The 13,028-nt window shown below is 48.7% G+C and carries 15 protein-coding genes; 13 read left to right on the top strand and 2 right to left on the bottom strand.

Going from position 1 to position 13,028, the window contains the following annotated elements; genetic code table 11:
* Positions 1 to 14: 14 nt before the first annotated feature.
* A complete protein-coding gene (gene flgM, locus CRI63_RS18575; protein ID WP_130224460.1) occupies positions 15 to 308 on the bottom strand; it encodes a flagellar biosynthesis anti-sigma factor FlgM in 294 nt (97 codons plus the stop codon).
* Positions 309 to 376: 68 nt separating this feature from the next.
* Positions 377 to 1,075 (bottom strand): flagellar basal body P-ring formation chaperone FlgA, encoded by a 699-nt coding sequence (gene flgA, locus CRI63_RS18570; RefSeq protein ID WP_130224458.1) that lies wholly within the window; start codon positions 1,073 to 1,075, stop codon positions 377 to 379.
* Positions 1,076 to 1,352: 277 nt separating this feature from the next.
* On the opposite strand from flgA, the gene flgB reads away from it, so the two are divergent.
* The 13 genes from flgB (at position 1,353) to CRI63_RS24125 (ending at position 13,020) form a co-directional block, all read left to right on the top strand.
* Complete coding sequence (gene flgB, locus CRI63_RS18565; protein WP_130224617.1) at positions 1,353 to 1,766, top strand: flagellar basal body rod protein FlgB; 414 nt, start codon at positions 1,353 to 1,355, stop codon at positions 1,764 to 1,766.
* Positions 1,767 to 1,774: 8 nt separating this feature from the next.
* On the top strand, positions 1,775 to 2,179 hold the full coding sequence (flgC, locus tag CRI63_RS18560; RefSeq protein ID WP_130209545.1) for a flagellar basal body rod protein FlgC: 405 nt from the start codon (positions 1,775 to 1,777) through the stop codon (positions 2,177 to 2,179).
* Between the two features lie 10 nt (positions 2,180 to 2,189).
* A complete protein-coding gene (locus CRI63_RS18555) occupies positions 2,190 to 2,903 on the top strand; it encodes a flagellar hook capping FlgD N-terminal domain-containing protein (protein WP_130224456.1) in 714 nt (237 codons plus the stop codon).
* Between the two features lie 44 nt (positions 2,904 to 2,947).
* Positions 2,948 to 4,156 carry a flagellar hook protein FlgE gene (flgE, locus tag CRI63_RS18550; RefSeq protein ID WP_130224454.1) on the top strand — a complete coding sequence of 403 codons (1,209 nt, stop codon included), beginning with the start codon at positions 2,948 to 2,950 and terminating at the stop codon, positions 4,154 to 4,156.
* A 9-nt stretch (positions 4,157 to 4,165) separates the two neighbouring features.
* Positions 4,166 to 4,903: a flagellar basal body rod protein FlgF gene (locus CRI63_RS18545; RefSeq protein WP_130224452.1), complete on the top strand. Its 738-nt coding sequence runs from the start codon at positions 4,166 to 4,168 to the stop codon at positions 4,901 to 4,903.
* 23 nt (positions 4,904 to 4,926) lie between these two features.
* A complete protein-coding gene (gene flgG, locus CRI63_RS18540) occupies positions 4,927 to 5,709 on the top strand; it encodes a flagellar basal-body rod protein FlgG (protein ID WP_130209537.1) in 783 nt (260 codons plus the stop codon).
* A gap of 56 nt (positions 5,710 to 5,765) precedes the next feature.
* A complete protein-coding gene (locus tag CRI63_RS18535; protein ID WP_130224450.1) occupies positions 5,766 to 6,479 on the top strand; it encodes a flagellar basal body L-ring protein FlgH in 714 nt (237 codons plus the stop codon).
* A gap of 68 nt (positions 6,480 to 6,547) precedes the next feature.
* The gene (locus tag CRI63_RS18530) at positions 6,548 to 7,609 is read left to right on the top strand and encodes a flagellar basal body P-ring protein FlgI (protein ID WP_276320030.1); all 1,062 of its coding nucleotides are present in this window, start codon (positions 6,548 to 6,550) and stop codon (positions 7,607 to 7,609) included.
* Entirely contained in the window at positions 7,609 to 8,559 is a 951-nt protein-coding gene (gene flgJ / locus CRI63_RS18525; RefSeq protein WP_240726356.1) for a flagellar assembly peptidoglycan hydrolase FlgJ, read from the top strand. Before CRI63_RS18530 ends, flgJ begins: the two co-directional genes overlap by 1 nt.
* Before the next feature lie 98 nt (positions 8,560 to 8,657).
* Positions 8,658 to 10,295: a flagellar hook-associated protein FlgK gene (gene flgK / locus CRI63_RS18520; RefSeq protein ID WP_130224446.1), complete on the top strand. Its 1,638-nt coding sequence runs from the start codon at positions 8,658 to 8,660 to the stop codon at positions 10,293 to 10,295.
* 37 nt (positions 10,296 to 10,332) lie between these two features.
* Positions 10,333 to 11,277: a flagellar hook-associated protein FlgL gene (gene flgL, locus CRI63_RS18515; protein WP_240782768.1), complete on the top strand. Its 945-nt coding sequence runs from the start codon at positions 10,333 to 10,335 to the stop codon at positions 11,275 to 11,277.
* An 89-nt stretch (positions 11,278 to 11,366) separates the two neighbouring features.
* Positions 11,367 to 12,095 (top strand): Tar ligand binding domain-containing protein, encoded by a 729-nt coding sequence (locus CRI63_RS24130; protein ID WP_205713428.1) that lies wholly within the window; start codon positions 11,367 to 11,369, stop codon positions 12,093 to 12,095.
* Positions 12,067 to 13,020, top strand: a complete 954-nt coding sequence (locus CRI63_RS24125) for a methyl-accepting chemotaxis protein (RefSeq protein ID WP_205713426.1) — start codon at positions 12,067 to 12,069, stop codon at positions 13,018 to 13,020. Before CRI63_RS24130 ends, CRI63_RS24125 begins: the two co-directional genes overlap by 29 nt.
* Positions 13,021 to 13,028: the final 8 nt, after the last annotated feature.

Genomic DNA, 13,028 nt, shown 5'->3' with positions numbered 1-13,028 from the left:
TTGTTGCTCCTGGTTTATGAAAATCGAATAATCTCATCAACCAACCGGGCGGCGATATGATCACTGTCCAGGGTTAATTCTCCGGCTGCTATTTGCGCAGAGATTTTGGCGAGGCGGGCGTGGTCTACATCGTTGGAATCATCTGAAGTAAACATGTCAGACAGATGACTTAATTCAACATGCACACTGGCATCTTGATCGTCGGATCGCAGTGATCCATCCTGCGGTTGAGGCTGACGTGAATCCGTTGATTGTCGGATATCAGCTCCCTGTACAGGAGAGGTCTGGCAAATACGCTCGATACTCATAGTTATCCTGATTCGAAATAATAATGAATGGTTACTATGGATATCGGCGTACAGGGAAATAACTGAAGTCAGTCGTTCTGGCTGATAAATGCCTTACCGTTACCTACGGCTGTCGCCAGCAGGGTTTGCCCGGAGTGCATTTGTACACGAAATGACTCTCTGAGGGTTGCATTGTCTAATGCTTTTCCGATGGTATGAATCTCATAATCATCGCCTTTGGTCATAACATCAACTTTTTCACCTGTGTGGATCACCCATTGTTGGCGTAGTTCGCTGAAAGTCAGAGGATGATTTGGTTGTATCCATCGGGTTGGTGTCGCACCAATAATCTTCTGTGGGTCGAGGATGAGATCGGCTGGAAGATGGTCAATATTCCCTCGCTGTGACTGGATATCATTCTGACTTACCGTTTGCCCTGGCGTAAGTTCATGTGCTGCCAGCCAGTATGTCGCGGTGGCGCTTACAGAAACCTGGATGAATTTCTGATGTGTTCCACAAGAGGCAATAACGCTGTGATTACCGCTTAGTTTTGTTGGATGGCCAGGCAAACGCAATGCCGGATTCTCACACAATGATGCCATCTGAGTGGCAGGCGTCAGGATCGTAACCTGTAATTGTGGCATTCCCTGACTATAGGGGGCCAGCAGCAATGCGATACGTGACGGCAGCGACTGATTGGTTGACTGTGAGGCATGAGCCAGGATTGTCAGATTAAGATAAACGATCAGGAAAAGTAATAAAACCAGGGGTAAACGTTTAAATAACATTTGTTATCGACCTTTCGTCAGAAAAGCTTTCGACTTAAGAAATGCACAATAATATATCCTGATAAACAAAATTTTTACTCGCTAATGTGATGGCATAAAAGCGCTTGTTTACCGGATAGACATTTCAAAATATATCAAAGTGTTTTTTGTATGCGATTTTGGGGAACAATCTGGTTAATTGACGTCATTGCTGTCGCATATTTGCGTTATGGTTTTTTCGACCTCTCACCATAAAATGCACCGCAATATTGTTAATAAACAAGAAAGGTTTTATCTCATGCTGGATAAACTCGACAGTGAATTCCGGTTTCAGCAGCATGCGTTGAGTCTGCTGACGCAACGCCAGGGCATCCTTGCTTCTAATATCGCGAATGCTGATACACCAGGATATCTCGCACGGGATATCGATTTTTCGCAACAGTTAAAGGAAGCCGTTAACCGCAGTCAGGCTGCTGACAATAATATGAGTCTGACGGTCACCTCTGAAAGACATATTGCTGACAGTACGCATTTAATGAGTGATCCGCGACCTCTTTATCGTATACCCGATCAACCCAGCGCTGATGGTAATACCGTAGATATGGATCGCGAGCGTGTTAATTTTGCAGATAACTCAGTGAAATATCAGTCCAGTTTAACGTTTCTGACATCACAGATTAAAAACATGATGACTGTTGTTAGTCAGGGATAAATAAAATTATGTCACTTCTAAGTATTTTTGATATTTCCGGTTCAGCGATGGCCGCTCAGTCTCAGCGTCTGAACGTCAGCGCCAGTAATATGGCCAATGCCGACAGTATCGCGGGGCCGGACGGTAAACCGTATAAAGCCAAACAGGTCATTTTTAGCGTTGATCATGCTGCGGATCAGGAGATCGGTGGAGTGAAAGTCAGTGATGTGGTGGAAAGCGATGCGCCGGATCGTCTGGTCTATGACCCTGACAACCCTCAGTCAGATAACAAAGGCTATCTCCATATGCCGAATGTCGATGTGGTGGGCGAAATGGTTAATACCATCTCAGCTTCCCGCAGTTATCAGGCCAATGTCGACGTAATGAACACCGCCAAAACCATGATGCTCAAAACACTGACTTTGGGTCAGTAAGGAAATAGTAATGTCGGTTTTACCCGTCATGACACAACGCAGTTCTGCCGCAGCAAATAAAGCCAGTGAAGCAGCAACCAGTAATAGCGCGGCCTCCGCCACCAATGGCAGCAGCGCCGAAGATATTATGAACAACTTCATGCAGTTGCTGGTTGCGCAAATGCAGAATCAGGACCCCACCAATCCGATGGATAACAACCAGCTTACGACCCAACTGGCGCAGTTTAATACGGCGGCGGGTGTACAGCAGTTGAATGGCACTGTGAATAGTGTCGGGATGCTGGTTACCAGTATGCAGCAGATGAATGCTGCCGAATGGGTAGGGCGCCAGGTATTGGTAGAAGGTGATACCACTGTTTCTACCGCACAGGGTGGCAATAATCAGTTTGCGCTCTCTGTCAATCAGGATGCGAGCGACGTCACTGTCACGCTGACTGATGATGCAGGAAATGCTTACACCGGAAAACTGAAAGATGTTAAAGCCGGCGTGCATGAATATACCCTGGACGATCTCAGTGATTTCGAGCCTTCCGATCCACGCAAAGTAAGCGATACGAATTTTACCGTTTCGTATTCCGCGACCAATCCGGACGGCAGTACTCCTGACATCGTGTCGCTGAAAAAATCAAAAGTAGACAGTGTTTCTTTCACCCAGACAGGGGCTGTTCTGCAGTTAGGTAATGATGAGACGGCCACTCTGGCCAATGTCTATCTCATTGAATAATCAATTTCACACAACTTTTACTACGTTGTTTTTCGGGAAATAAAATGAGTTTTTCACAAGGTCTTAGCGGGTTAAACGCCGCATCACAGGCGCTGGACGTCGTCGGCAACAATATTGCCAACTCGCAAACTGTCGGGTTTAAGTCCGGCTCTATTTCATTTGCCGATGTGTTTGCAGGTTCGCAAATCGGTATGGGCGTTCAGGTCGCTGGCGTTGATCAGAATTTCAGCGATGGTGTTCTTGGCGCTGGCGCCAGCCCGCTGGATATGGGTATTCAGGGCAACGGTTTCTTCCGTATGGAAACCGAAGCGGGAAAAATATTTTATAGCCGTAACGGTCAGTTTAAGACCGATGCCAATGGCTATATCGTGAACAGCCAGGGGATGCGCCTGAGCGGTTATATGGCCATTGGTACACCGCCAACTGTCCAGGCTGGTTCACCGGTCGGGCCTTTGCAGATCCCAACGGGCGCGATGCCGGCAAAAGCCTCTGATGCAGGTAGCCTGAGCGGTAACCTGGATTCCGGCAATACAAAAATTGATCAGCTGGCTCATCCTTTCAGCACTACCGATGGCGATTCTTATAACTACTCCACCCAGGTGAATGCGTATGACAGCCAGGGTAATGAGCATGCCATTAATGTTTATTTTGTCAAAACGGCCGATAACACATGGTCCGTCTACTCTAATGACTCCACCGCTCCGGGCGCTACACCGCAAAAACTTGACATAACATTTGATCCCAGCGGAAAACTCGTTACGACTCCCGCTAAACTGAAAGTCGATGGCGCTTCATATAATGGTGCCGCACCACTTAGCTTCGATCTCGATTTATCCAAACTGTCGCAACAAGCTTCCGATAACTCTATGGATAGCCCGGAAACTACGGGTTATGCGCCGGGTACGATGACGGGTTACGTTGTTGGTGATAACGGTCAGATTGTGGCCTCTTACAGCAACGGGCAGCAGCAGTTACTGGGCCAGGTTGTTCTGGCTAACTTCAATAACCCCGGCGGGCTGCAGCCAGCAGGGAACAACTGTTGGTCTGCGAGCCCTGAATCCGGCCAGCCGGTCGTTGGAATTTCCGATACCGGGAACCTCGGTACGCTGCGTGGTAACGCACTGGAAGCCTCAAACGTGGATCTGAGTAAAGAGATGGTCAACATGATCGTCTACCAACGCAACTATCAGTCCAACTCTCAGACCATCAAAACACAGTCTGAAGTCCTGCAAACGCTGGTTAACCTGGGTTAATAGCAAAACATGGATCACGCGATATATACCGCTATGGGGGCCGCAACGGCGGCCCTCGATCGCCAGGCCGTGGTGTCTGATAACCTGGCTAATGCCTCGACGCCGGGGTTTCGCGCACAGATTGCCGCTTATCGTGCCGTTCCGGTAGACGGCCCGTCAATGGCGACCCGCACGCTGGTGACCGAATCGACTCCTGGTAGTGACTACTCCTCGGGAACAGTCGAAAAAACCGACCGACCGCTGGATGTTGCGCTGCCGAAAGAAGGATGGCTGGCAGTACAACTGCCCGATGGCACCGAAGGTTACACCAAAAACGGCAATATTCAGATGACGGCGGACGGGCAACTGCAAGTCCGTGGTCTGCCACTGATGGGCGATGGCGGTCCGCTGACCGTACCTACTCAGGCAAAGTTAACTATCGCGCCAGACGGCACCATTTCTGCGTTGGGTGCCGGTGAAGAACCGTCAGCCGTAGCGCAAACCGGGCGCATCAAGATTGTCAATGCGCTACCAGGCGAACTACAGCATGGCGATGACGGTGTATTCCATACCCGTGATGCCAGTTCGCTGGCGGCGGATACGAGTCTGCAGCTTATGCCGGGGATGCTGGAAGGCAGCAATGTCAGCCCCGTCAATTCAATGGTGAACATGATCACCACCGCGCGCAGCTTTGAAATGAACATGAAGGTCATCACAACCGTTGATGACAATGAACGTAACGCTAATCAGTTATTGAGCGCCAGCTAATCACTGGTAAGGAGAAATAACGCATGATCCGTTCCCTGTGGATTGCAAAAACGGGCCTGGAAGCACAACAGACCAATATGGATGTTATATCCAACAACCTGGCTAACGTAAGTACCAATGGTTTTAAACGTCAGCGAGCTGTATTTGAAGATCTGTTGTACCAGACGCTACGCCAGCCGGGCGCTCAGTCATCTGAACAAACCACTATTCCTTCCGGTTTACAGTTAGGAACAGGGGTAAGACCGGTGGCCACTGAGCGAATTCATAGCCAGGGCAGCCTGGCCCAGACCAACAACTCGAAAGATGTGGCTATTGAAGGGGATGGATTCCTGCAAGTGATGATGCCGGATGGCACCACAGCGTATACCCGTGATGGTTCGTTCCAGCTTGACCAGAACGGTCAACTGGTGACTTCCAGCGGTTATCCGGTTCAGCCGGCGATAAACGTACCGCAGGATGCGAAATCTATCACCATCGGCAACGACGGTATCGTCAGCGTCACCATTGCCGGGCAAGCGCAGCCACAACAGGTTGGGCAGCTTACCCTGAGTACTTTTATCAATGATACCGGTCTGGAAAGCATTGGTGAAAACCTGTACCGGGAGACGCAATCTTCCGGTGCACCGAATGAAACAACGCCTGGTCAGAATGGCGCAGGTACGCTGCGACAGGGCTACGTGGAAACGTCTAACGTCAACGTGGCCGAGGAACTGGTCAACATGATTCAGACTCAGCGTGCCTATGAGATTAACAGCAAAGCTGTCTCTACTTCGGACCAGATGCTGCAGCGTTTAACGCAGCTTTGATTTGTGCCTTTGAGCCGCAGGTGGTTTCGCGGCTTTTTTTTTATTATGTGATCGTTATGACCTATCCGATAGATTCTGGCCGCTTACTGCGGCGTCTGTTAACGCATGTTGCCCTGATGGCGCTTCTTTCAGGATGCGCGTATATCCCTCATAAACCGTTGGTCGAAGGTGCAACATCTGTGACGCCGCAGATCCCGTATCAGCCTGCTAATAATGGCGCGATTTTTCAGCCTGGCGGCACGATGAACTATGGCTTTCAGCCGATGTTTGAAGATCGTCGCCCAAGAAATGTGGGTGATACATTGACCATCGTGTTGCAGGAAAATGTCAGCGCCAGCAAAAGTTCGTCTGCCAATGCCTCTCACGGCGGTTCGACGGGACTTTCATTCAAGACAATCCCGCACTTTATCGAAGGATTGTTTGGTGGCGATCGGGCTAATACGGAGATCAGCGGCAAAAATGAATTCTCGGGTAAAGGCGGTGCGGCTGCTCGAAATACTTTCAGCGGTACGCTCACCGTCACGGTCAGCGATGTCCTCGCTAACGGCAACCTGCGCGTGGTCGGGGAAAAGCAAATAGCGATAAACCAGGGGACTGAGTTTATCCGTTTCACCGGTGTGGTTAACCCACGGACAATCAGTGGTAGCAATACAGTGGTTTCCACGCAGGTTGCCGATGCGCGTATCGAATATGTTGGTAACGGTTATATCAACGAAGCCGAACAAATGGGCTGGTTACAGCGTCTGTTCCTGAATCTTTCTCCGTTCTAAAGGTGTCGGTGATGAATCGTTATTTTTGGCATAAATTTACCCGTCTGACCGGCCTGTTATTGTTAATCATGCTCTCCCTGTCGGTCAGGGCAGAGCGTATCCGCGATTTGGCTTCGTTGTCAGGTGTGCGTGGTAACTCTTTGATGGGGTACGGTCTGGTCGTCGGTCTGGATGGTACAGGCGACCAGACCATGCAAACACCGTTTACGACGCAGACGCTGAACAACATGCTTTCGCAGCTGGGGATCACCGTCCCGCCTGGGTCGAGTATGCAGTTGAAAAACGTTGCTGCAGTAATGGTAACGGCAGAACTGCCGCCTTTTGCCCGTGCGGGTGAAAAATTTGATGTGGTCGTCTCATCGATGGGTAACGCCAAAAGTTTGCGTGGCGGCACACTGCTTATGACGCCGCTGAAAGGCGCGGATAATCAGATCTATGCGCTGGCGCAGGGCAATTTGCTGGTTTCCGGCGCCGGAGCTCAGAGCCGCGGAAGCAGCGTACAGGTGAATCAGCTCAACGGCGCACGTATTACCGACGGCGCAACCGTTGAACGTGAAGTGCCGATGGATTACGCCAGCCAGCGCCCGTTAAAACTGCTGCTTAACGCGAGTGATTTCTCTGTTGCCCAGAAGATTAGCGACACCATTAATCGCCGTTTCTATTCCGCAGCTGTGGCTGAAGATGCGCGGACAGTAAAACTGTATGCGCCAAATGGCGAGGCTGCCAGAGTCCGTTTTCTGGCTGCGGTGATGGATTTGTCACTGAATGCTGGTTCCGGAGATGCTCGCGTCATTATTAACTCGCGTACCGGGTCGGTGGTCATAAACCGCCATGTCACGCTTGATACCTGTGCTGTTGCCCAGGGTGATCTGAGCGTGGATATCGCCCATTCCAGTCAGGTGAGCCAACCGGATACTCCATTGGCTGGCGGACAGACGGTGGTTGTGCCGCAAACTCAAGTCTCTGTTCGTGAACAGGGCGGTTCTTTGCAACGCGTCAGCACCAGTGCCGATTTAAGTCATGTAGTACGGGCGCTGAACAGTCTCGGTGCGACGCCGAATGATTTGATGGCGATCCTGCAAGCGATGAATGACGCGGGTTGCCTGCACGCACGCCTGGAGATCAATTAATGAACAGCCTGTCAATGATATCTAATGGTGCCGCATTTGATGAACACAGCCTTGACGGGCTTAAGCGGGACGTAAAAAGTAATTCGGCAAATGGTCTGAGAGTCGCGGCACAACAACTCGAAGGGTTGTTTGTACAGATGATGCTGAAAAGTATGCGCGATGCCTCGTTGGGAAGCGGGGCGATGGATTCACAACAGTCCTCGATGTTTACTTCGATGTTCGATCAGCAAATTTCGCAGAACATCGCGCAAACGGGGAAACTTGGCTTTGCGGATCAGATGGTCGCCCAGATGGGCGGTGGTGTTCATCCGCATACCGCCACTTCTCAGCCGTATGTCCCGTCCACGTCGCATTTTAATGCGGCGCTGCCTCATTCACCGGCGCATCCTTTCTCGCTATCGCAATTAGTGCCTCGTTCTGTTCGGGAGCTACCCGAAACGGCACTACGGGAAGGGGGCGGTTTTATTTCACGCCTGCTGCAACCTGCTCTGGCTGTTGCCCGCAAAAGTGGGATCCCGCATCAGCTTATTATTGCACAGGCCGCGCTTGAATCAGGCTGGGGAAATCGTGAAATCCCAACACAAAGCGGCAAACCCAGCCATAACCTGTTTGGCATAAAAGCTGCATCTGACTGGCACGGTGAAACGACGGAAATAACTACCACCGAATATAAACATGGGGTGGCGAATAAGACCAAAGCGCGATTTAAGGTTTATCCGTCCTATACAGCGGCGCTGGAGGATTACGCGTCATTACTGGTTAATAACCCGCGTTACCGACATGTCTGCAATGCCGTAAAACCAGAGGCGGCGGCAAAAGCGCTTCAGTCAGCCGGTTATGCTACCGATCCTGCATACGCACATAAATTAATTAGCATTATTCAACAAGTTAAAGGTCGGGCTGAGCATGCTGTGAATGCCTATAACACGGACCTTTCATCAATATTTTAAATACAGGCTTTAGGGAATTTCACTCAGGCCGATTTATTAGTAAAGCAGAGTTTTTATAACCTAAAGATTTCAATCAGCGTCGACATGGCGGGTACTTTATGAATTTATTATATCTGGCTCAGAATGGATTAAGCGCGGCGCAGTGTGCCCTTAACGTCGTCGGAAACAACCTGACGAATGCCGTAACGGCAGGGTATAGCCGTCAAAACATTATGCTTGGAGAAGCGGGCGGCCAGTCTACTAATTATGGTTTTTTTGGTTATGGTGTCGCCGTGGATGACGTTCAGCGCATGTATGACGGATTCCTGAATAATCAGGTACGTGGTGCAACAACAGAATTTACCACCATGCAGGGCCGCTATCAGCAGGTCAGCCAGATTGATGACATGTTAGGGGATGATACCAATAACATCTCCACGACACTTGGCAATATGTTTACGGCAATGGAAGCGGTCAGTGATAACCCGCTCGATCCTGCTGCGCGTCAGGGTGTGTTGTCGCAATTTGAAGCGCTGGCGAATCAGTATCGTTCTAACAGCAAGACCCTGAACGGCCTTGATAAAAATACCAACACGCAAATCAGTCAAAGTGTTGAAGATATCAACTCCTGTACCACTCAGTTAGCAAAACTGAATGCGGAGATCGAAAAGATTCATGGTCAAACGGGCGGAATGCCTTCCGATCTGCTCGATAAACGCGATCAACTGTTAAATAAACTGAGTACGCAGATAGGCATTAAGGTCACGGAAAATAAAGAAACGGGCAGTGTGAATGTCTCAATGCAAAACGGCATGTCACTGGTCAATGGCAGTAAGTCTTACAATTTAAAAGCCACTCCGTCAGATAAAAATCCGTCTCAGATGCAGGTTGCTTACATTGATGCCACCGGTAATCCCCAGTTGCTGGATGAAGATGCCACAACAGGTAATCTCGGCGGTTTGTTTAAATTCCGTAATACCGATCTGGTCGATGCCCGTAATCAGCTTAATCAGTTAGCGCTGAAAATGGCGTCGAGATTTAATGAGGTCAATAAAGGTGGCTATGATCATAACGGTAATCACGGTGGCGATATTTTCAGTCTCGATGCTCCGCAGGCAACAGGCTATAACTCCAATAGCGGCAGTGCTTCCCTGGGAGTGACCATAGATAACGCCTCAGCGGTTAATGCCGAAGATTATACCATCACCTGGAATGGCACATCTAATGCCTGGGAAGTGAAAAACAGCGAGGGTAAAGCCGTTACGCCAACCGTTAATCCTGGTGGTTCACTCTCATTTGACGGTATCACCGTGACGCCGACAGGAACACCTAATGATGGTGACAGTTTTACGCTGAATCCTGCTTCCGGCGCGGCAGATAGTATTAAGGTAGCGATTACCGATGGTGATGGGATTGCCGCTTCCGACTCGCAAGATGTGTCAGAAGAAATCAACAAAGGAAATATTAAGAAGTTTCTCGATATTAAGGATGAAAAGATTGTCGGAGATATGACCCTGACAGGCGCTTATGCCAACCTGGTAAGTTCTGTGGGATCGACGGTCAGCACCCTTCAGGCAGAACAGGATACCGCCGGAAAAGCCTGTGACCAGTGGGCAATGCAACAGCAGGCGGTTTCAGGGGTGGATATGAATGAGGAATACGTCAATTTACAGATGTTTTCTCAATATTATCAGGCCAATGCCGAAGTGCTTAAAACAGCTAACAGTCTTTTTGACACGTTGTTAAGCCTTAAATAATACGTCACTGACAATATTCTATTTTGAGATAATCGCTATGCGCCTTAGCACCAGTTTTATGTATCAGCGTCAGTTAGACAGTATGTCTAAAGCCATGACCAATTATAACGATCTCTCCGTGCGCCTTTCTGCCGGTAAGACACTGTTGAAACCTTCTGACGATCCAGGTCAGGCATCACAGGCGGTGATGTATCAAAATGCGCTTGCACGTCTGGGCGAGTTTGATACCGCGAGAAAATATGCCCAGGATGCCCTCGGACAGGAAGATAACAATCTGACGTCTATATCCGGCTTACTGACCGAAGACCTCTCCGGCAAAATTGTTCAGGCGGGATCTGAAACGTACAGCAAAGCGGACCGCGAAGCGCTGGCAACAGAATTATCCGGGATCCGCAGCCGTTTGCTCGACCTGGCGAACAGCAAAAACAGCGATGGGCAGTACATTTTTGCGGGCTATAAAACAGGTGCTGCACCGTTTCAGGCCGATGGCACCTACGTTGGCGGTACGACGCCAATGACACAGAATGTGTCAGACAGTACGGAAATGCAGACCAGTACGACAGGAGATGCGCTTTTCCCGACTGATGCGGGAACGGGGGATAATATCCTGCAATCCTTACAGAAGACCATTGATGCGTTAAATAATCTGCCGGAAAACCCGACCGACGCTGAACGAAAAGCGTTTGAAGCGACCATTGGGCAAACCAATACTGATGTACATAAAGCGATTGATAACCTGGGAAAAGTTCAGGCGCGTGTAGGTTCAAACCTGCAACAACTGGAGACGCTGGGAAGCAGTGCTGATACGCAGGCGATTACCGTACAGAGCCGACTGCAGGAATCAACGGGTTCTGACTGGGACACCATGATCAGCGTATTATCTGAATCAAAAATGTCTGAGTTTGCTTTAAATTCATCTATGAGCGTTTTTTCAGGCAATGCAGCAGCTTTCTATATTCAAAACGCTTGGGTAAATATTTAACCCTGACCTGACTCAGGGAAGGGTAAATATAGCTATTATTACGGGTAATTGTTTACCAGTAGGGTATTTTTTACTTTGGTTAAGAAATCATGTTAAAACACTTTAATATTTCGACCTGGATGAATATCCTGCTGGGTATATTCATCTTATTTCTCGTGTTGGTATCCGGTTTGAGTTATGTGAACTCAAATAACGCATCAAGGAACTTTGACAGGGCTATCTTATCTCTGGATAAAAATGAATCCCTGATGATGGCGGCTATCTATACTCTTGACAGTTTCAGCGGAATTAATTCGCTGATGATGCACAATATTACCAAACAAGAAATTACTCAGGATGAAATAGATACTTATCGTGATGTGTTAAGTAAGTCACGTAAGTTAATCAGCCAGTTTATGGATAAGCCGTTCACCACCGAGGAAGAACATAACCGTGCGCTGGCGGTCAAGAAAAGCTTTGATGATGCTCTGGACAGAGAAACCAATAAAATGGGGTTCATCACTCATCCGGAAGATTATCCAGGTAATATCGTTGCTGACGATATGGATGTGCAACATGCGCTACGTACCAGCATTGACGCTTATCTGGATGAAGCCGCTCGTGTTACCAACAAATTTAATGTCGAGTCAGACAGAGAAACGCAAAGAATAACCACCATCTCAGTGATTACACTGTTGCTGGGTCTTATTATCTTTTTTGTGTCACGTATCTGGTTGAAACGTAACCTTTTCCAGCGCCTAGATATGGCAAAAGAAGCATTCAGAAAAATCGCCAGCGGCGACCTGAGTCATGAAACAAAAAATTGGCAATCTGAATGAAATCGGTTTTATGCTGGCTGAAGTGGAAAAAATGCGATTATCGTTGACGGAAACCGTTAATGGCATCCGTGCCGGCGTGAAGCAGATTTACCACAATGCCCATGAAATTGCTAATAGCAACAATGACTTGTCATCACGTACAGAAGAGCAGGCTTCTGCACTCCAGCAAACTGCTGCCAGTATGGAAGAGCTAAAAATCACCGTTCGTCAGAACGCCGATAACGCGCATAGCGCCAGACAACTCGCGGAAAGCGCCAGCATTAGTGCACGTAATGGCGGTGATGTGATGAGCAATCTTGACGGTATTATGCGTGAAATATCAGACAGTTCCCGTCAAATTGCGGACATCAACGGCGTTATCGACAGCATTGCGAATCAAACCAATATTCTGGCGTTGAACGCGGCAGTAGAAGCGGCGCGTGCAGGTGAACAGGGGCGCGGATTTGCCGTTGTTGCCGGTGAAGTTCGCAACCTGGCTAAACGTAGCGCAGATGCAGCAAAAGAGATTCGTTTGCTGATCAATACTTGTGTCGCCAACATGAATACCGGTTCTCAGGAAATGGTTGTCGCCGGGGAATCGATGAAAGAGATCGTCAAATCTGTCATTCAGGTTACCGATATCATGGCAGAAATTACCTCAGCCTCTGATGAGCAAAGTATTGGCATAAGCCAGATTGCGCAGGCAATCAATGAAATGGATCTGGTTACGCAACAAAATGCGGCTATGGTGGAGCAGGCAGCTAAAACTACCAGTGATGTCGAAACCAATGCCGGTGAACTGGATAATATGGTTTCTTCTTTCGTTGTCGAAGAAGAAAAAGATAAACGTTCCTGGAATGTTAAAAAACAAACCAGAAAGCATTTATTACCCGATGTAACGAAAAAAATACCAGTCCAGTCGGATGATGAGTGGGAATCGTTCTAAATTAAAAT

The sequence above is a fragment of the Escherichia sp. E2661 genome, from assembly GCF_004745185.1.
In the GTDB taxonomy this organism is placed as follows: domain Bacteria; phylum Pseudomonadota; class Gammaproteobacteria; order Enterobacterales; family Enterobacteriaceae; genus Escherichia.
Note: the sequence above shows the minus strand (reverse complement) of the source record. Positions and strands in the feature narration are given on the sequence as shown.